General features: G+C 57.2%; 17 protein-coding genes. 9 read left to right on the top strand and 8 right to left on the bottom strand.

The genetic code is table 11. From position 1 onward, the window contains the following. The first annotated feature begins 72 nt into the window (after positions 1-72). On the top strand, positions 73-573 hold the full coding sequence (locus tag ACR0AZ_RS12880) for an Lrp/AsnC family transcriptional regulator (RefSeq protein WP_480667600.1): 501 nt from the start codon (positions 73-75) through the stop codon (positions 571-573). A gap of 118 nt (positions 574-691) precedes the next feature. Here ACR0AZ_RS12880 and ACR0AZ_RS12875 read toward each other — a convergent pair whose 3' ends face one another. From ACR0AZ_RS12875 to lgt, 4 genes are all read right to left on the bottom strand, one after another. Then, positions 692-1,474, bottom strand: a complete 783-nt coding sequence (locus ACR0AZ_RS12875) for a Hint domain-containing protein (protein WP_480470546.1) — start codon at positions 1,472-1,474, stop codon at positions 692-694. A 730-nt stretch (positions 1,475-2,204) separates the two neighbouring features. After that, on the bottom strand, positions 2,205-2,963 hold the full coding sequence (gene pgeF / locus ACR0AZ_RS12870) for a peptidoglycan editing factor PgeF (protein ID WP_480667599.1): 759 nt from the start codon (positions 2,961-2,963) through the stop codon (positions 2,205-2,207). Next, positions 2,960-4,027 carry a class I SAM-dependent methyltransferase gene (locus ACR0AZ_RS12865; protein WP_480667598.1) on the bottom strand — a complete coding sequence of 356 codons (1,068 nt, stop codon included), beginning with the start codon at positions 4,025-4,027 and terminating at the stop codon, positions 2,960-2,962. The genes pgeF and ACR0AZ_RS12865 overlap by 4 nt, the downstream gene beginning before the upstream one ends. Continuing rightward, positions 4,024-4,908 (bottom strand): prolipoprotein diacylglyceryl transferase, encoded by an 885-nt coding sequence (gene lgt, locus ACR0AZ_RS12860; RefSeq protein ID WP_480667597.1) that lies wholly within the window; start codon positions 4,906-4,908, stop codon positions 4,024-4,026. The genes ACR0AZ_RS12865 and lgt overlap by 4 nt, the downstream gene beginning before the upstream one ends. A gap of 97 nt (positions 4,909-5,005) precedes the next feature. On the opposite strand from lgt, the gene ACR0AZ_RS12855 reads away from it, so the two are divergent. From ACR0AZ_RS12855 to ACR0AZ_RS12840, 4 genes are all read left to right on the top strand, one after another. Continuing rightward, the gene (locus ACR0AZ_RS12855) at positions 5,006-5,254 is read left to right on the top strand and encodes an accessory factor UbiK family protein (protein WP_010441801.1); all 249 of its coding nucleotides are present in this window, start codon (positions 5,006-5,008) and stop codon (positions 5,252-5,254) included. Between the two features lie 314 nt (positions 5,255-5,568). Continuing rightward, positions 5,569-6,069 carry a type III secretion system chaperone family protein gene (locus ACR0AZ_RS12850; RefSeq protein ID WP_480470542.1) on the top strand — a complete coding sequence of 167 codons (501 nt, stop codon included), beginning with the start codon at positions 5,569-5,571 and terminating at the stop codon, positions 6,067-6,069. Between the two features lie 36 nt (positions 6,070-6,105). Beyond that, positions 6,106-6,921 carry a pyrroline-5-carboxylate reductase gene (proC, locus tag ACR0AZ_RS12845; RefSeq protein ID WP_480667596.1) on the top strand — a complete coding sequence of 272 codons (816 nt, stop codon included), beginning with the start codon at positions 6,106-6,108 and terminating at the stop codon, positions 6,919-6,921. Then, positions 6,914-7,252 carry a tRNA-binding protein gene (locus tag ACR0AZ_RS12840; protein WP_480667595.1) on the top strand — a complete coding sequence of 113 codons (339 nt, stop codon included), beginning with the start codon at positions 6,914-6,916 and terminating at the stop codon, positions 7,250-7,252. The genes proC and ACR0AZ_RS12840 overlap by 8 nt, the downstream gene beginning before the upstream one ends. Positions 7,253-7,288: 36 nt before the next feature. Here ACR0AZ_RS12840 and ACR0AZ_RS12835 read toward each other — a convergent pair whose 3' ends face one another. Continuing rightward, positions 7,289-7,867 (bottom strand): thymidine kinase, encoded by a 579-nt coding sequence (locus tag ACR0AZ_RS12835; protein WP_480667594.1) that lies wholly within the window; start codon positions 7,865-7,867, stop codon positions 7,289-7,291. Between the two features lie 358 nt (positions 7,868-8,225). On the opposite strand from ACR0AZ_RS12835, the gene ACR0AZ_RS12830 reads away from it, so the two are divergent. Next, positions 8,226-8,687: a hypothetical protein gene (locus tag ACR0AZ_RS12830; protein ID WP_480470538.1), complete on the top strand. Its 462-nt coding sequence runs from the start codon at positions 8,226-8,228 to the stop codon at positions 8,685-8,687. A 112-nt stretch (positions 8,688-8,799) separates the two neighbouring features. Here the strand turns inward: ACR0AZ_RS12830 and ACR0AZ_RS12825 are convergent, their stop codons facing one another. Together ACR0AZ_RS12825 and ACR0AZ_RS12820 are read right to left on the bottom strand one after the other, a co-directional pair. Then, on the bottom strand, positions 8,800-9,405 hold the full coding sequence (locus tag ACR0AZ_RS12825; RefSeq protein ID WP_480470537.1) for a hypothetical protein: 606 nt from the start codon (positions 9,403-9,405) through the stop codon (positions 8,800-8,802). Between the two features lie 211 nt (positions 9,406-9,616). Further along, positions 9,617-10,741 carry a beta-ketoacyl-ACP synthase III gene (locus ACR0AZ_RS12820; protein ID WP_480667593.1) on the bottom strand — a complete coding sequence of 375 codons (1,125 nt, stop codon included), beginning with the start codon at positions 10,739-10,741 and terminating at the stop codon, positions 9,617-9,619. 154 nt (positions 10,742-10,895) lie between these two features. Here ACR0AZ_RS12820 and ACR0AZ_RS12815 point away from each other — a divergent pair, with 154 nt between their 5' ends. The 3 genes from ACR0AZ_RS12815 to ACR0AZ_RS12805 are packed head-to-tail and all read left to right on the top strand — an operon-like array spanning position 10,896 to position 15,449. Beyond that, entirely contained in the window at positions 10,896-11,363 is a 468-nt protein-coding gene (locus ACR0AZ_RS12815) for a MarR family winged helix-turn-helix transcriptional regulator (protein WP_480470535.1), read from the top strand. Next, positions 11,360-12,397: an efflux RND transporter periplasmic adaptor subunit gene (locus ACR0AZ_RS12810; RefSeq protein ID WP_480667592.1), complete on the top strand. Its 1,038-nt coding sequence runs from the start codon at positions 11,360-11,362 to the stop codon at positions 12,395-12,397. The genes ACR0AZ_RS12815 and ACR0AZ_RS12810 overlap by 4 nt, the downstream gene beginning before the upstream one ends. A 10-nt stretch (positions 12,398-12,407) precedes the next feature. Then, positions 12,408-15,449, top strand: coding sequence for an efflux RND transporter permease subunit (locus tag ACR0AZ_RS12805; protein WP_480667591.1), 3,042 nt, complete (start codon positions 12,408-12,410; stop codon positions 15,447-15,449). A gap of 18 nt (positions 15,450-15,467) precedes the next feature. On the opposite strand, the gene ACR0AZ_RS12800 is transcribed toward ACR0AZ_RS12805, so the two are convergent. Continuing rightward, entirely contained in the window at positions 15,468-15,878 is a 411-nt protein-coding gene (locus ACR0AZ_RS12800) for a VOC family protein (RefSeq protein ID WP_480667590.1), read from the bottom strand. Positions 15,879-15,897: the final 19 nt, after the last annotated feature.

Genomic DNA, 15,897 nt, shown 5'->3' with positions numbered 1-15,897 from the left:
TGCGCGCCTGTGAAATATAATTGCGCCTGCCACGCCTGCTGCTATAACAACTGAAAACTTCAGGAGTATTCGATGGTCACGACTCGGCTGGATGAAATCGATCGCAAGATTCTGGCAGAACTGCAGGCCGACGGCCGAATGACCAATGTCGAGCTTGCAAAACGGGTCGGCATTTCGGCTCCACCCTGTTTGCGCCGCGTGCGGACGCTGGAGGATTCCGGTTTTATTCGTGGTTACCACGCCGAGGTCAACGCCCGCGAGCTGGGGTTTGAGGTACAGGTTTTCGCCATGGTGGGGCTGGAAAGCCAAGCCGAATCCGAACTCAGCGCCTTCGAGGACAGATGCCGGGATTGGCCACTGGTCCGCGAATGCCACATGTTGAATGGCGAGGTGGATTTCATCCTGAAATGCGTCTCACCCGATCTCAGCAGTTTTCAGCAGTTCCTGACGGGCGAGCTGCTGACCACGCCGAACGTGGCCAGCGTTAAAACCTCGCTTGTTATCCGAGGCGCAAAAGACGAGCCAGGCGTACCATTTGACGTGCTGGAAGACCGGATGAACCGGACGGCCTGATTCTGACTGTGTTTTGATCCGCAGTGCAGGGCGGCAAAAGCGCCGCCACAGTCATGTAAAATACCCAACTTAGTAATAGCTGCATGATGCCCCCACATTTGCAGTAATCGTTAACATTTTAAGCAGTGAGAGCGTCAATCTCACCATCTCCGGCACGTGGCAACAGCAACGGGCCGAAATCACTCAGCGATTCGATATGAGAGAATAGATTCAGATAGATCGAACGCAAAGAGTGACTGATCATTCGCACGGCATTTACGCCCGGATGATAGGTCTCGAATTGCAAACCGTCCACGCGAATAACTGAATGGCGCGCCACACAAATGTGAAACAGTTCCACTGGAGTGGGCGGTAATGTTTCGATGACACCCATTCCGTCCTGAAACTCGTGCACCGGTGTCAGCATCTGCTGACCGCCGTTCAGATGACGCAGATGTGCGGGTGTTCCAAGTAGCCGAGCCGCCGGTCCGGCGATGACACCCGACATTGGTTTCTGCATACCGAAAGTGTCAGCCATGATACGGGTCAACGGGCGCGTCCGACCTCGTGAGTCCTCACGCCCAGGGATCAGCGTAACCGATCCTTTCCAAAGAACGGTCTCGGGTGCTCCATCCTGATTCAACACTTCGTCGCCGGGCAGCAGATCTTCGATTGCCATGGGCCCTTGCGATGTCTCCACCAGCGAACCGCGGGTGAAGGCGCAGAATGCGTCTTCGAACATCGGCAGGGCCGGCGCAATGTGGCGCGTCTGCGAAATATCCCCATTTTTCAGCAGAGTGCTTACTTCATAGCGCCGCAGCTGCGCCTTTGGTGTTGTTGTCGTGCGCGGCGTATCGCGCAGCAGCGCAGATGTATCGACCGCGTTTCTGGCCGCACGGGCCAGTGAATTTGGAATACTCATGTATATTCCGTCCCCTCTAAAATTCGCCCTGGCGGGATGAACCCCCGTGCAGTCCCGCAAGGCGACCTTGTTCTTTGTCTTTTTTGAAATGGGCAAACGCAGGTTGGACGCCGCAAAGGCACCGCGCCGCGAGAGAAAATAGCAGTATTTTGGCCAAGTTCATGACCCCCCAGACAAACTCGTTAACCGCAGGCGACAATTGCCTGCTGCAGACACACTCCGAAACATGGCCGCAAACCCATCTGCGACCGCGCACACCGGACCGGAGCTACATCCGATACGCGCTTTGCCCTATGAGGCCGGCAGCTGGCCTCGTGGGGTGCTCTCGTGTCAGCGACGTGCGGCCAGACGGCGCGCGACTCTGACAGAGTGACTTGAAACCCGCTTCCAAGGCATTTCCGATTCCTGGTCTCTGACCGCCGCGAAGACGGCATTGAGAAAGCGTGATTTCGTTTTCATATCTTTGTCCTGCTTCGATGGAGCAAACCGCCCCTGTTTCCGTTTGTGAACCTAATGTGACGCTGATTTGCGGCACCCATAAGGCTGTACCGGGATGAATTGAGGACAAAATGAAGGTTCCAATTACCTCTTTTATTGTGTTGCCAGCCGTTGGTTGCCCTAAAATTAGGTAACCGTCTGAGCATTGGCGAAAATTTGAGACGATTCTGACTTAGATAAACACAACAAATGTGGCGAAATCTGGGCAGCTTTGCCTTATTTGGCTGCGGAACTACAATCTGATCGCAGAAATCAGGCGGCCGTAGTCGGCCTCATTGGCATGGGTCGACCTGCGATAGGAATAAAACCGGTCAGGGTCGGAATATGTGCAATGACGGGTCCATTCTGCCTGTCCGATTCCTGCCTGACGCAGCCGGTGCAGCCCGAATGCGGGAAGGTCGAAATGCATCCGGTCGCCCTGGCCATTTGCAAAGAAACGCGTGTTGTCGGGCGAGTCGCTCATGAAATCGTCGAGGAACTCTGGTCCCACTTCATAGGCGCGCTGCGAGATGGTCGGGCCGATCACTGCGATAATGTTTTTTCGTTGCGCTCCCAATGCTTCCATCGCATCCAGTGTCGCCTCGAGCACGCCGTCCAACGCGCCGCGCCATCCGGCATGCGCTGCGCCAATTACATGCGCGTCGGGATCAGCAAACAGAACCGGTTGGCAATCGGCCGTCAGGATTGTCAGGGCCAGACCTGGCATTGCGGTAACGACGGCATCCGCTTTGGGTCTGTTGCCTTCAAACGGTTCGTCGACAGTCACTACGGTGGGAGAGTGAACTTGATGCACGCCAATCATCGCCTCGGGCGCCACCTCCATTGCATCGGCGACGCGTTTGCGATTCAGGGCGACCACCTCAGCCAGATCTGACGACCCGGTGCCACAATTCAGACCTGAAAATACACCTGAAGACGCGCCGCCACGGCGGCTGAAGAACCCGTGCCGAATAGGGGACAGAATGTCCGAAGTCAGTATTTCCAGCGTCATTTTTCCAGTCCCGGTGGCGGCGCAGCGTTTGGCGGATAGAGGCCCAGCACCTTGAACAGGTTTCCCATTTCATCGGGATGCGTCAACCGTCGATGTGCAGCAATCAACGCCTCAAGCTGAGGCCCGCCGAGTGGTGCGGCAAGGGCTTGCGCCCGCGCGGTGATCCCGAGCCGTTCGAGAAACACACCTTGGGGTGTCAGCCTCGTATGCGCACATCCGGCAGCGCGGGCTGTTTGGGCAAGCGGTTCGAAATCCACATGCGTTGTCAGATCAGCCTGGCCCGGGGCCTCTAGGGCGTCAGTGGCCTTATGGTTTTGCACAGCCTGCAAAGTATCGCCCAGCGAGTGCCAATCGCCATAATCAATGATCAAAGCAGCTCCCCCATTGCGGGCGATCTGCTCGGCAATGACGCTGAGGATCGGGGCGGAGGCGCTGCAGAGTTCGACCAGATCCCCATCCTGTGTGTCGATCAGCCGGTCGTTCAGCGCTGATTGAGACGATTGAGGTCCGAGGCCGAAGGTCAGCGCGCCATTTGCATTGCCGATCAACCGCTCGCGCCAGCCATCGCCATCGCGCAGGAACTGGCGGATCGGCAGAGCGTCAAAGAACTCATTGGCGGCCAGAAATATCGGCAGATCCGGAAGGTCGTTGATAGTGTCGACCCATTTGGGCGCAAAAGCGTCAAGGGTTGTGGACTGAATCTTACGCAGGGTGGGCGAGGCCTCAAGTAATGTGATCTGCGCGGCATCGTGAAAGCCAGAGATCTGACTCGTTGCACGCAGAATATCTGCCATCAGCGTGCCGCGCCCCGGGCCGAGTTCGGTCAAGGCGAAGCGATCAGGGCGACCCTGATCCAACCAGCATTGTGCCAGCGAGAGGCCGATCATCTCTCCAAACATCTGGCTGATTTCCGGTGCGGTGATGAAATCGCCGCGTGCACCAAACGGGTCTTTGGTACTGTAGTAGCCGTGAACCGGGTGCAGCAGGCATTCAGTCATGTAATCAGCGATGGTCATCGGACCATCGTTTTCGATACGTGCCAGCAGATGATCCTTCAGGCTCATGACACGCGCCGTGCGCGAAGGGCGAACCACAGACCGAGTGCAATCATCGGCACGCACAGAAGTTGACCCATGGTTAGGCCGTAACCACCTACATGCCATGCCAGCCCCAGCGGATTCCCGGGCGAGACGAACTGGGCATCAGGCTGGCGAAAGAACTCGACTAAGAATCGCGATGCGCCGTAGCCGGTTAGGAAGACCCCCATAATATAGCCGGGTCTCTGAAACGCCCCGCGCCGATAGGCCAGCCAGATCAGAATGACACCCAGCAGCATCCCCTCAAGCGCAGCTTCGTAAAGTTGCGATGGGTGACGGGCGCAGAGCCCGACCACGTCGGGGCAGTTCTGCGCTGCGGGGCCGGGGAAGATCACGGCCCAAGGTACATCACTTGGGCGACCCCAAAGCTCGGCATTGGTAAAGTTGGCCAATCGTCCAAGCAAAAGGCCGGGGGGCACTGTGTAGGCCACCAGATCAGCGAGCGACAAGAGTGGCAGCCGGTGTCGTTTGCCATAGAGGTATGTGGCGATGATCACACCTAACAGCCCGCCGTGAAAGGCCATACCGCCTTGCCAGACCATCAGAATCTCAAGCGGATGCGACAGGTAGTAAGCGGGTTGATAAAACAGCACGAACCCAAGGCGCCCGCCTAAAATCACGCCGACGATGATCCAGGTAACCAGATCCTCAAGTTGTTCGGGTTTCATCGGAGGGGTCTGGCCGGGCCAATGATCTGGTCTGCGCAATGCCATCAAAGCCATACGCCAGGCGATCAGGATGCCGACGATATAGGCCAACGCATACCAGCGCAGCGCGAACTCCATTCCGAACAGCGAGATCGAGAACAGCTCGGGGGAGAGATCGGGGAAATTCAGAACAGCCTGCATGTGCGTCTCATTGCCCGGGGTTTACGGGGCAAGTCAACCTTGAGCCCGGGCCATTCTTTACCCATATAGAGGGCAATCGTGAAATCGGAGAAAGCCCATGCAAACCCGCAACAAGATTCTGGACGATATGTCTCAACTGATGACCAACGCCATGGGCGTGGCGCAGGGCGCGCGGGAAGAGGCGGAAAATGCGATGAAGTCGATGATGGATCGGTGGCTGGCCGACCGCGACTTTGTTACCCGCGAAGAATTCGATGCCGTGCGCGCCATGGCGCAGAAAGCGCGCGAGGAAAACGCCGCGCTGGAACAGCGTATCGCCGCGCTTGAGGCGAAGCTGGACAAGTAACGTCCTAAAAAAATTAGAATTTTGGGCAAAGACATCCGCCGCGCAATCCTGATTTGGATTGTGCGGTGTTGTGTATTTTGCCGCTTTGTGGGGCTTAATCAAGATAAAGCTGCATCAAACGCCAATATTTTGATCGGCGTTGCAGGCTGTCCACAACTTATTGCTGTTATCCCCAATAAATAGGGTTGCCAGAACTTCGCTCGCGTCGCACCATATTTAGTACAGACAGACTGGGGAAGCCCGGCTTGTAGAGCAGGCAACTAGCGCTGGGGCGCTGCCAGCCCCAAAATGCTAGAGATTAGTGAGGTGGCATTATGGCCCTTTCCGAGCAGTATCTCGAAGAAGACCTTCATCCGATCGACATTGTTGAACATCTTGCAGAACATCACGACTGGGATTTTGACCGGATCGGGGATGATCAGATTGCAATGGCTGTCGAAGGACAGTGGCGCACGTATTCAATCACATTGGCCTGGTCGAATTACGACGAAACACTGCGCATGGTGTGTTCATTCGAAATGGACCCGCCGTCCGAGCGGGAATCTCAGCTTTATGAGCTGTTGAACAAGATGAATGATCAATGCTGGGCCGGGGCGTTTACCTATTGGGCCAATCAGAAGCTGATGGTTTATCGCTATGGTCTGGTGCTGGCCGGGGGGCAGATGGCCAGCCCCGAGCAGATTGATACCATGATCAACGCAGCCGTGCTGAGCGCCGAGCGCTATTATCCTGCGATCCAACTGGTGACATGGGGTAATCGCGATCCCGAAGAGGCGATGCAAGTCGCCATTGCAGAGGCCTACGGCCGCGCGTAAAGCTTTGCCCCGAGACGAATAACGAGAGGGGCAATCATGGACATGTCACGCGTCGCAGAGCAGGGGCTGGTGCTTTTGGGATGCGGCAAGATGGGATCGGCCATGCTCGCCGGATGGTTGGAGCATGGCCTTCCTGCCTCTTCGGTCTGGGTCATCGATCCCTATCCTTCGGATTGGCTGAAGGCGCAGGGCGTCAATATCAACACACCATTGCCCGAAGCACCTGCCGTCGTTCTTGTGGCGGTCAAGCCGCAGATGATGGGGGAGGCTCTGCCTGCGATCAAAGCGCTTGGCGGTGGCGGCAGCCTGTTCGTTTCGGTCGCTGCGGGCACGTCGATTGCCACATTTGAATCAGTTTTGGGCGCAGGTACCCCAATCGTGCGCGCTATGCCGAACACACCGGCAGCGATCCGGCAGGGAATTACTGCGCTGATCGGCAATTCTGACGCATCAGACAAAGATGTGACGCTCGCCGAAAACCTGCTGTCCGCCATTGGAGAAACCGTTCGCCTTGAGACCGAGACACAGATGGACGCGGTCACCGGCCTCAGCGGATCGGGTCCGGCTTATGTTTTCCACCTGATTGAAACACTTGCCGCAGCTGGTCAGGCACAGGGTTTGCCGCACGACCTGGCCATGAAGCTGGCCAAATCGACGGTCGCCGGGGCAGGAGCGCTGGCGATGGCGGCTGAGGAAGACCCCTCGCAACTGCGGGTCAATGTCACCTCGCCAAATGGCACCACTCAGGCCGCGCTTGAGGTTCTGATGCATGAGAAGCAAGGCTTCCCCGACCTTCTGCATCGCGCTGTCAAGGCTGCAACTGACCGATCCAAGGAGCTGTCTCGTGAGTGAGATTACATTTGACGATTTTCTAAAGGTCGATATCCGCGTCGGAAAGGTGATCCATGCCGAGCCTTATCCCGAGGCCCGCAAACCCGCGATCAAGATGTGGATCGACTTTGGCGATGAGATCGGTGAGCGGAAGACCTCGGCCCAGATCACCGCGCATTACGACCCGGCGACGCTGGTGGGCAAACAGGTGATGGCGGTGGTCAATTTCCCTCCGCGCCAGATCGGCAAGTTCATGTCCGAGGTGCTGGTGCTGGGTCTGCCGGACAAGACCGGCGAGATTGTCCTGATCGGCCCGGATGGCGAGGTTCCGATTGGCGGGCGAATGCACTGACGAAGAGGTCGAACGCCGTCTTTCGCCCAGCATTCTTCAGGTGCCCACCGCCTCGCGCCAGTGTTTACGGCAGAGTGAGACATAGGTCTCATTCCCTCCGATCTGAACCTGTGCGCCTTCGGTGATGGTGTTGCCGTTTTCGTCCTGACGAATCACCATGGTTGCTTTGCGTCCGCATTCGCAGATGGTGCGGACCTCACGCATCTCATCAGCCAGCGCCAGCAGGGCTGCCGAACCGGGAAACAGCTTGCCCTGAAAGTCTACCCGCAGCCCGTAGGCCAGAACTGGAACCTTTAAATCGTCGACCACTCGGGCCAGTTGCCAGACCTGTTCTTCGGACAGGAATTGAGCCTCATCCACGAAGACACAGGCAACAGCTCCCTCGCTTAAGCGATTTTCGATCATCACAAAGACATCATCCTGGGGCTGAAACGTATCAGCCCGTTCCGAAATACCGATACGTGAGGCAATCCGCCCCTCGCCGGCGCGCCCGTCGATGGCCGCAGTCATCAGATAAGTGTTCATGCCGCGCTCGCGATAGTTGTGCGAAGCCTGCAGCAGCACGGTCGATTTACCAGCGTTCATGGTGGAATAGTTGAAGTAGAGCTTTGCCATGGCGCTTGGTCTAATTCCCGCGATCCGCAGGGGCAAGCCTATCGATGAGCAATTCAAAGCGACGCCGCCGTTGCGGCTGCCGGGGCCGAGCAGATGCTCTTGGGGATGGAGAACCCCGCGCCCTCAACAGCGGCGTCGTCGGCCTACATGCGGCCTTAACGAGCAAGGCTAAAAATGTTGCCTTACATTCACTCTTTACCGGCACGAACGGCCGCCACTCACTCACAAAACCCCTGCATATCTGAGGGATAGTTAATTTATGGCATTTCAATTATGACTCGAATATGGGAAATTTCCCTACCCTTTCCCCGGTTTGGACAGGCGGGGGAAAGTGAGCGCAGGTAACAAGGGTAGCAAAATGGCAGATATCGGGGCCTATCTGAAGAAGCATACCGAGGCATTGGTAAAGGATGTCGGGATCGAAGCGGCGTGCGAGATCACCGGAAAGTCCAAGGCGACATTGGGAAGATACTATTCCGACAACCCTGAACATGCAGACCGCTTCATGCCGGTTGACGCGGTTGCACGCCTAGAGAATGCAGCGGCCTATCCGCATGTCACGGCTGCTCTTGCTGAGCTCAAAAATATCACGCTGTCTTATGATGGTCGTAACTCGGACAGCCCGCGTACAGGTGGTGTGAATTCAGATGTTATCGCGCTGAGCCAGCGGTTTGCGATGCTGATGACCGAATATCAGTCGGCCATCGAAGACGGAATCATCACAGTCAACGAGGCCAAACGCCTGCTGAAAGAAACCAGTATGCTGCAACAGGTCCTGATCGAGATGAAACTTCATCTGGAAGAAGAAAGCGTCAGCTGATCTGACGCTCCGTTCGATGCCGGGCCTCCGCATTGATCCGTGATTAGATTTCAACAAAAAAAGGCGGCCAGTGCGCCGCCTTTTTGTTTTATGAAGGGTGAACCTTCGTGAATTAGCCTTCGTCGTTGTTGGCATTCTTGCCGCGACCAGGGCTAGCCCCTTCAGGGCCATTCCCGCCACCGTTATTGCCCTTGGCGCCACCTTTGCCCTTGCCTGGCTTGTCTCCGTGGCCACCTTTGCCGGGTTTGTCACCGCCGTGATTACCTTTGCCACCACCCTTTCCAGGTTTGTCATCGCCGCCACCGGGCTTGCCACCCCCATCGCCGGGTTTGCCGCCTCCGTCACTGGGCGTGTCGCCTCCATCATTTCCTGAGTTGTTTCCGCCGCCGCTATCGCCCCCTGAGCTATTGCCCGAGGTTCCGGAGCCCCCGGAACCAGAGGTGCTGTTTGAGCGATCGCTGTTGCGATCTTCGCCAAAGTTTGCGCTCGAAATTGATGCGGTCGGTAAATCAGTCAGAAGCTCTGCTAACCCCAGGCATTGCGTCGATGTATTCTGCAGAATCGTGTCGAAATCCGACCGTTTCTGCAGATAAGACACGAACCCGCGCGTCACCTGCGAGCAATCGCACAGCGTGCCATAATCACCGGCATTCGCAGCAGTTTTCGCGGTATTCACAGTGCAAACCTGCGATTCAGCCGCCTTCGTTTCAGTTGCCATGAAACCAATAAATGGTGCCGCAACCAGGGCAGCCATTCCAACTCGTGAATAATAATTACGCATTAATAGGTGCTCCTTCGTCCACATTCCCTGAATGCGCTGGGCATCCGATGAGGATGTGGAACTCCGATATGAAGGAGACGTTATGCCTGTCTGAAAAATTCTTGAGAAAGCAGAGAGGCCCTGCCCGGAAAACCGCAGGCCCTGCGGATCAGCCGTGCCGTTTGACGATCACGGACCCCACTGAATAGCCTGCGCCAAATGAACAGATCAGCCCGACATCGCCATCGTTCAGATCATCTGAGTGCTTTGAAAACGCAATAATCGAACCCGCAGAAGAGGTGTTGGCGTAATCTTGCAGGATGTTGGGTTGTTCGTCCGGTTCCGGCTCGCGGCCCAGAACTTTTTTACCGATGAAATCGTTCATCGTTTTATTGGCCTGATGCAGCCAGAGCCGTTTCAGATCATCGCTGTTGATGCCTTCGGCGTCCATATGGTCGCTGATATGCTTGCTGACCATCGGCAGAACCTCTTTGAACACCTTGCGCCCGTTCTGCATGAACTGCATATCGCGACGGTCGATCACACCATCAGGGCGGGAACGGCGCAGGAAGCCGTTGTTGTTGCGGATGTTATTGGAAAAAGATGTGGCGCAACGGGTCGAGAGGATCTCGAAATGCGGGCCTTCGGCGTCCTCGATCCGTTCGACCAGCGTTGCAGTGGCCACGTCCCCGAAGATGAAGTGACAATCCCGGTCCCGCCACTCCAGATGGCCTGAGCAGATCTCGGGGTTCACCACCAACGCCGCCCGGACCGAGCCCGAGCGGATCATATCCGCCGCCGCCTGAATACCGAACGTGGCTGAGGAGCAGGCGACATTCATGTCAAACCCGAATCCATCGATCCCCAGCGCCTGCTGAATTTCGATGGCAATCGCCGGGTAGGCGCGTTCGTGGTTTGAGGCGGCGCAGATCACCAGATCGACATCTTCGGCACTGCGTCCGGCCTGTGCCAGCGCCTTGCGGCACGCATCCACCGCCATCTCGGTCATGATGCCCGGCTCGTCATCGCTGCGCTGTCGCAGCGAAGGGTGCATGATCTCGGGGTTCAGGACGCCGGTTTTGTCCATCACATACCGGTTCTCTATCCCCGACGCCTTGACGATGAACTCTTCCGAAGAATGCTGCATCGGTTCCATTTCGCCCGCTGCAATCGCATCCGCATTCTCAGCATTCATCCGGTCGGTATAGGCGTTGAAAGCTTCCACCAGTTCGGCATTGGTGATGACGTTTTCTGGCGTATAGACACCGGTACCGGTGATGGCAGGAGTGTACATGGCGGGCCCTGATTTAATGATCTGCACAAAATGCAATTCCTTCGACCGTTGATCAAGATGTGTTGACCCAAGGGAATGCGCGACCTTCCGCTTCATAACTTGAATAGTTCATAATTTGAAGTATATTTTCCGGCGATTCGGACGGAAAAGACCCATGTCAGACGAGATCAGCACCCGGTTAGGACGCCTTAGCCCTGAGATTCAGGCGATGATGGGCGTCTATGCGCTTTATTGGAAATTGGAAGAGAGCTTTGACAGCATCGAAACAGACCTGAGCCATCAGGAATGTCACATGTTGATCAAACTGGATGTGCCCAAACGTATGGGGGTGCTGGCTGCGGATATGCTGACTGTGCCGTCTACGATCACGGCGACCGCTGATGCGCTGGAGCATTCGGGCCATCTGACCCGGCAACGCGACCCCGAAGATCGCCGCGCCTGGCTTTTAGTTCTAACCGAGCAGGGCGAAGAGGCTCGTAACATGCTGGTGGCTGTTGCTGGTGAGCTATTCCGTAGCGCTTCCGGCCTGAACACCGAAGAAACCGCCGAGTTTGCACGTCTGGCGCGCAAAATTCGCGACAATATCCTGAAAACCGGAATTCCCGAGGGACTGAAGAAATGAAACTCCTGACCTCTGTTTGCCTTGCGCTGGCCGTTTTGACCACCCCCGCCATCGCACAAGAGCCTGCCAAGCCCGTGAAACTGATGCAGGTCAGCGAAACAGCGCCCGGCTTTTCACGTCAGTTCTTTGGCCGTGTCGCTGCGCGTCAGACTGTTGATCTGGCGTTTCAGGTCGCTGGACAGATTGTCGAGATGCCTGTGACCGAAGGGTTTGTAATCCCAAAGGGTGAACTGATTGCCCGTCTCGACCAGGAGCCGTTCGAGTTGCAGCGCGACCGCACGCGTCTGCAGAAGGATCAGGCTGATCGAACCCTGGCCCGCCTGTCGCGCCTGCGTGGTACAGCAGCCAGTCAGGTGGCTGTAGATGATGCCGAAACCGCGGCGCAACTGGCTGCGATTGCAGTACGGGACGCGGAATATGAGTTGGAACACGCCACGCTGACCGCTCCGTTTGATGCGTTGGTCTCAAGCCGCGCGGTCGAGGCGTTTACCACCGTTTCTGCAGGCACCCCCATCGTCCGAATCCACGACATGTCCGAGCTAAGGATTGAGGTCGATGTGCCCGAAATCCTGTTTCAGCGTTCTGGGCAGCAGGATGACATTACGATCACCGCCAAGTTCCCGGTCAGCGATGAGATCTTTCCGCTGGAGATACGAGAGTTCGATGCTGAATCCTCAAGCGTGGGCCAGACTTACCGCATCCAGTTCGGTCTGACACCGCCCGAGGGGCTGCAGATTTTGCCTGGCTCATCCGTAACGGTCACGGTTCAGGTGCAGGATGAGCGTACCGGGATCATCATTCCACCGACGGCTGTTGTCGCGGATGCCAGCGGCGCGCTGGGCGTTCTGGTCTTTTCTCCGGTCGGTGCCGACGAAGGCACCGTCCGCCGGGTCCCCGTTACGATTGAACCTACACAGAGTGGCGATGTCCGCGTGCTTAGCGGTTTGTCCGATGGCGATGAGATCGTTGTGGCTGGCGGCGGGGCGCTGACCGATGGTCAGGCCGTCCGCCGCTTTGTCGGTTTCTCGAACTGAGGGCGCTTTCATGAGCATCGCACGCGCTTCGATAGACCGGCCGCTCTATACGTGGCTGTTCATCCTGATCGCCCTGTTTGGCGGCATTTGGGGTTTCTCGTCACTGGGCCGCCTTGAAGACCCGGCCTTTACGATCAAACAGGCAGTGATCGCTACACAATACCCCGGTGCCACGGCCGAGCAGGTGGCGCTCGAGGTCTCGGAACCGTTGGAATCTGCCATTCAACAGATGGGTGAGGTGGACATCATCACCTCGGTCAACCAACCAGGCCAGTCGCTGATCGAGGTTGAGATCAAGTCCACCTATGACGGCAATGAGCTACCCGATATCTGGACCCGCCTGCGTGCCAAGGTACGTGACGCGGCACGCGGGCTGCCCTCGGGCGTTGGCGTACCGTATGTGAATGACGGGTTCGGGGATGTGTTCGGCCTGTTCTATGCGGTTACCGCCGACGGGTTCTCGGACGCTGAGAAACACGAACTGGCAACCTTTCTGCGACGCGAATTGCTGACAGTCAGCGGTGTCGCCGATGTCGAGGTGCAGGGCTTGCCGGATGAGGCGATCTTTATCGAACCCGACCTGTCGATCTCGGTCAATCAGAACGTTCCGCTGCAGGCAATCAACGAGGCCATCGTAAATGCGGATTCGGTCAACGCCTCCGGCTCGCTGCGGTCTAGTAGTGATCGGACGACCATCCTGACGGCTGAGGGATCGGACAGCGTGTCGGCCATCGCCGGACTTTCGGTCGGGTCGCAAGGGCAAGTGATCAACCTGTTCGATATGTCCGATGTCTATCGCGGGCGGCAGAACGATCCCGATATCATGATCCGGTTCAACGGGACCGAGGCCTTCACGTTGGGCATCGCCGGGTTGGCAACTGAAAATATCGTCGAAGTTGGTCAGCGCGCAGATGCCAAACTGGCTGAGTTGGATTCCGAAATTCCCTTTGGTGTCGAAATTCTCCCCATTTATCAGCAGCATGTTGTTGTAGATGAAGCCTCAAACGCCTTCCTGCTGAACCTCGCCATGTCGGTAAGCATCGTGGTCGCCGTTCTGGGCATTTTCATGGGCTGGCGCGCGGCCATCGTCGTGGGCTCGACCCTGTTGCTGACCGTTGTGGGCACGCTGCTCTTCATGTCGATTTTCTCGATTGAGATGGAGCGGATCTCGCTGGGCGCCCTGATCATCGCCATGGGGATGCTGGTCGACAACGCAATTGTTGTGGCTGAAGGGATGCAGATCTCGATGTTGCGGGGCAAAAATTCTCGTGATGCGGCGGAAGATGTGGCCTCAAAAACGCAAATCCCGCTGCTGGGTGCAACCGTGATCGGTATCATGGCCTTCGCCGGGATCGGGCTCAGCCCCGATGCGACCGGAGAGTTCCTGTTCTCGCTGTTCGCCGTTATCGGCATATCACTACTGCTGAGCTGGGTGCTGGCGATCACGGTGACGCCTCTGCTGGGGCACTATTTCTTCAAGCAGGGCAAAGAGGGTGAGATTGACGCTTATGGCGGCATCCTGTTCCGCGTCTATGGTGCGATCCTGAACTGGGCGCTGCGGTTCCGCTGGCTGGTGGTTGCCGGGTTGATCGGAATCACAGTCGCCTGCTTCGCGGGCTTTGGATTGATGAAGCAGCAGTTCTTCCCCAATTCGAACACGCCGCTGTTCTTCGTGCATTACAAGCTGCCACAAGGTACGCCGATTGCGCGTACCGCCGAAGATATGGCCGTGTTCGAGGGCTGGCTGGCCGAGCGTGAAGATGTCGTTTCGGTCGCCACGTTTGTGGGGCAGGGGGCGACACGGTTCATGCTGACTTATTCGGCAGAGAAACCGAACCCAAGCTATGGCCACATGATCATCCGTACCGAGACACTGGACGATATCCCTGCCCTGCAGGCCGATCTTGAGGCGTTCGGCTCGGCCCAGTTCCCCGAAGGTGAGTTCCGCACTAAACGTCTGATCTTTGGCCCCGGTGGCGGCGATCCGATCCAGGCCCGATTCTCGGGCAGTGATCCGATTGTTCTGCGTCAATTGGCCGAGGAGGCTGTGCAACGCATGTCAGCCGCGTCCCCGAATGCGCTGCATGTGCATCATGACTGGCGCGAACAGGAACTGGCCGTGCAGCCGATCTATGCAACCGAACGCGCCCAGACCGCAGGGGTGACGCGCGAGGATATCGCGGCCACGCTGCAATTCTCGACCGATGGCATAACCGGGGGTGTTCTGCGTGAGCGTGACCGCCAGATACCGATCATCCTGCGCCGTCCGGCGGATGGGGAGTATTCGATTGTCGATCAGGTGGTCTATTCCGATCAGTCGGAACGGTTCGTACCCATCGAACAGATGGTGGATGGGTTCGAATACAAGGCGCTCAACACGCTGGTTCATCGACGTGACCGAGTGCTTACGATTACGGTTGGCGCCGACATCCCCCCCGACATGACTGCGGCTCAGGTTCATTCCGAAGTACGCAGCGCCATTGAAGAGATGGAATTGCCGATTGGGTACAGCATGGAATGGGGCGGCGAGTTCGAGGATTCGGGCGACGCTCAGGCCAGCCTTGGGCGGCAATTGCCTCTGAGCCTGCTGATCATGGTGTTGATCTCAGTGCTGTTGTTCAACGCGATCCGGCAACCTGTCATCATCTGGCTGCTGGTTCCGATGTCTGTGAATGGCGTGGTCATCGGTCTTCTTGGAACGGGCCTGCCATTCACTTTCACGGCGTTGCTGGGGCTGCTGAGCCTTTCGGGCATGCTGATCAAAAATGGCATCGTCTTGGTCGAGGAAATCGATCTGGTCCGCGCCACAGGCAAAGCTCTGCGCCCCGCCATCGTCGAAGCGTCAGTCTCGCGTTTGCGCCCAGTGATGCTGGCGGCGATCACCACCATTCTGGGGATGGCTCCGCTGCTGACGGATGCGTTCTTTGTGTCTATGGCGGTCACGATCATGGGCGGACTGGCCTTTGCCACCATCCTGACCATGGTTGCCGCGCCGGTCTTCTACATGATGTTCTTCAACCGCGAAGAAAAACGTCGTCTGGCGGTCAACTAATAGGAACGGGCGGCAGATTCAGCCGCCCACCTCTGTCTCGGGATCATGATGGCAATAAAAGCAAGATAGCTTGTTGCCATCAGGATCACGCAGATAAGCCACATAGAAATCGGGTTGGTAATGGGGCCTGATGCCCGGCTTTCCCTCATCCATGCCGCCGTTTTCAAGACCGATGGCATGGAACCGCCGGACCTGATCGGCGCTTTTTGCGGGAAAAGCGATCATTGTACCATTGCCGATGCTGGCGGGTGCTCCATCGAATGGCTTGCAGATCCAAAAGCCGGTTCCACTATCGGGATCGGTGCCCCATCCCGCCCAGCCATCGATCCATCCGGGCAGGCGCGGCTGCTCAAGGACTGCAAAGATCGCATCATAAAAGCGGATGGCCCGCGGCAGGTCGTTGCTTCCGTATGTGGTGTAGAGATCCATGAACGCTCCCCCTTGCTCT

The sequence above is a fragment of the Ruegeria sp. BE3 genome, assembly GCF_056538865.1.
The sequence above is the reverse complement of the archived record's forward strand: the minus strand, read 5'-3'. Positions and strand labels throughout refer to the sequence as shown.

Bases quoted from the DNA above. Each gene is read 5' to 3' on its own strand.
- ACR0AZ_RS12880 (WP_480667600.1), top strand. From the start codon at position 73: ATGGTCACGACTCGGCTGGATGAAATCGATCGCAAGATTCTGGCAGAA.
- ACR0AZ_RS12875 (WP_480470546.1), bottom strand. From the start codon at position 1,474: ATGAGTATTCCAAATTCACTGGCCCGTGCGGCCAGAAACGCGGTCGAT.
- pgeF (WP_480667599.1), bottom strand. From the start codon at position 2,963: ATGACGCTGGAAATACTGACTTCGGACATTCTGTCCCCTATTCGGCAC.
- ACR0AZ_RS12865 (WP_480667598.1), bottom strand. From the start codon at position 4,027: ATGAGCCTGAAGGATCATCTGCTGGCACGTATCGAAAACGATGGTCCG.
- lgt (WP_480667597.1), bottom strand. From the start codon at position 4,908: ATGCAGGCTGTTCTGAATTTCCCCGATCTCTCCCCCGAGCTGTTCTCG.
- ACR0AZ_RS12855 (WP_010441801.1), top strand. From the start codon at position 5,006: ATGCAAACCCGCAACAAGATTCTGGACGATATGTCTCAACTGATGACC.
- ACR0AZ_RS12850 (WP_480470542.1), top strand. From the start codon at position 5,569: ATGGCCCTTTCCGAGCAGTATCTCGAAGAAGACCTTCATCCGATCGAC.
- proC (WP_480667596.1), top strand. From the start codon at position 6,106: ATGGACATGTCACGCGTCGCAGAGCAGGGGCTGGTGCTTTTGGGATGC.
- ACR0AZ_RS12835 (WP_480667594.1), bottom strand. From the start codon at position 7,867: ATGGCAAAGCTCTACTTCAACTATTCCACCATGAACGCTGGTAAATCG.
- ACR0AZ_RS12830 (WP_480470538.1), top strand. From the start codon at position 8,226: ATGGCAGATATCGGGGCCTATCTGAAGAAGCATACCGAGGCATTGGTA.
- ACR0AZ_RS12825 (WP_480470537.1), bottom strand. From the start codon at position 9,405: ATGGCAACTGAAACGAAGGCGGCTGAATCGCAGGTTTGCACTGTGAAT.
- ACR0AZ_RS12820 (WP_480667593.1), bottom strand. From the start codon at position 10,741: ATGTACACTCCTGCCATCACCGGTACCGGTGTCTATACGCCAGAAAAC.
- ACR0AZ_RS12815 (WP_480470535.1), top strand. From the start codon at position 10,896: ATGTCAGACGAGATCAGCACCCGGTTAGGACGCCTTAGCCCTGAGATT.
- ACR0AZ_RS12810 (WP_480667592.1), top strand. From the start codon at position 11,360: ATGAAACTCCTGACCTCTGTTTGCCTTGCGCTGGCCGTTTTGACCACC.
- ACR0AZ_RS12805 (WP_480667591.1), top strand. From the start codon at position 12,408: ATGAGCATCGCACGCGCTTCGATAGACCGGCCGCTCTATACGTGGCTG.
- ACR0AZ_RS12800 (WP_480667590.1), bottom strand. From the start codon at position 15,878: ATGGATCTCTACACCACATACGGAAGCAACGACCTGCCGCGGGCCATC.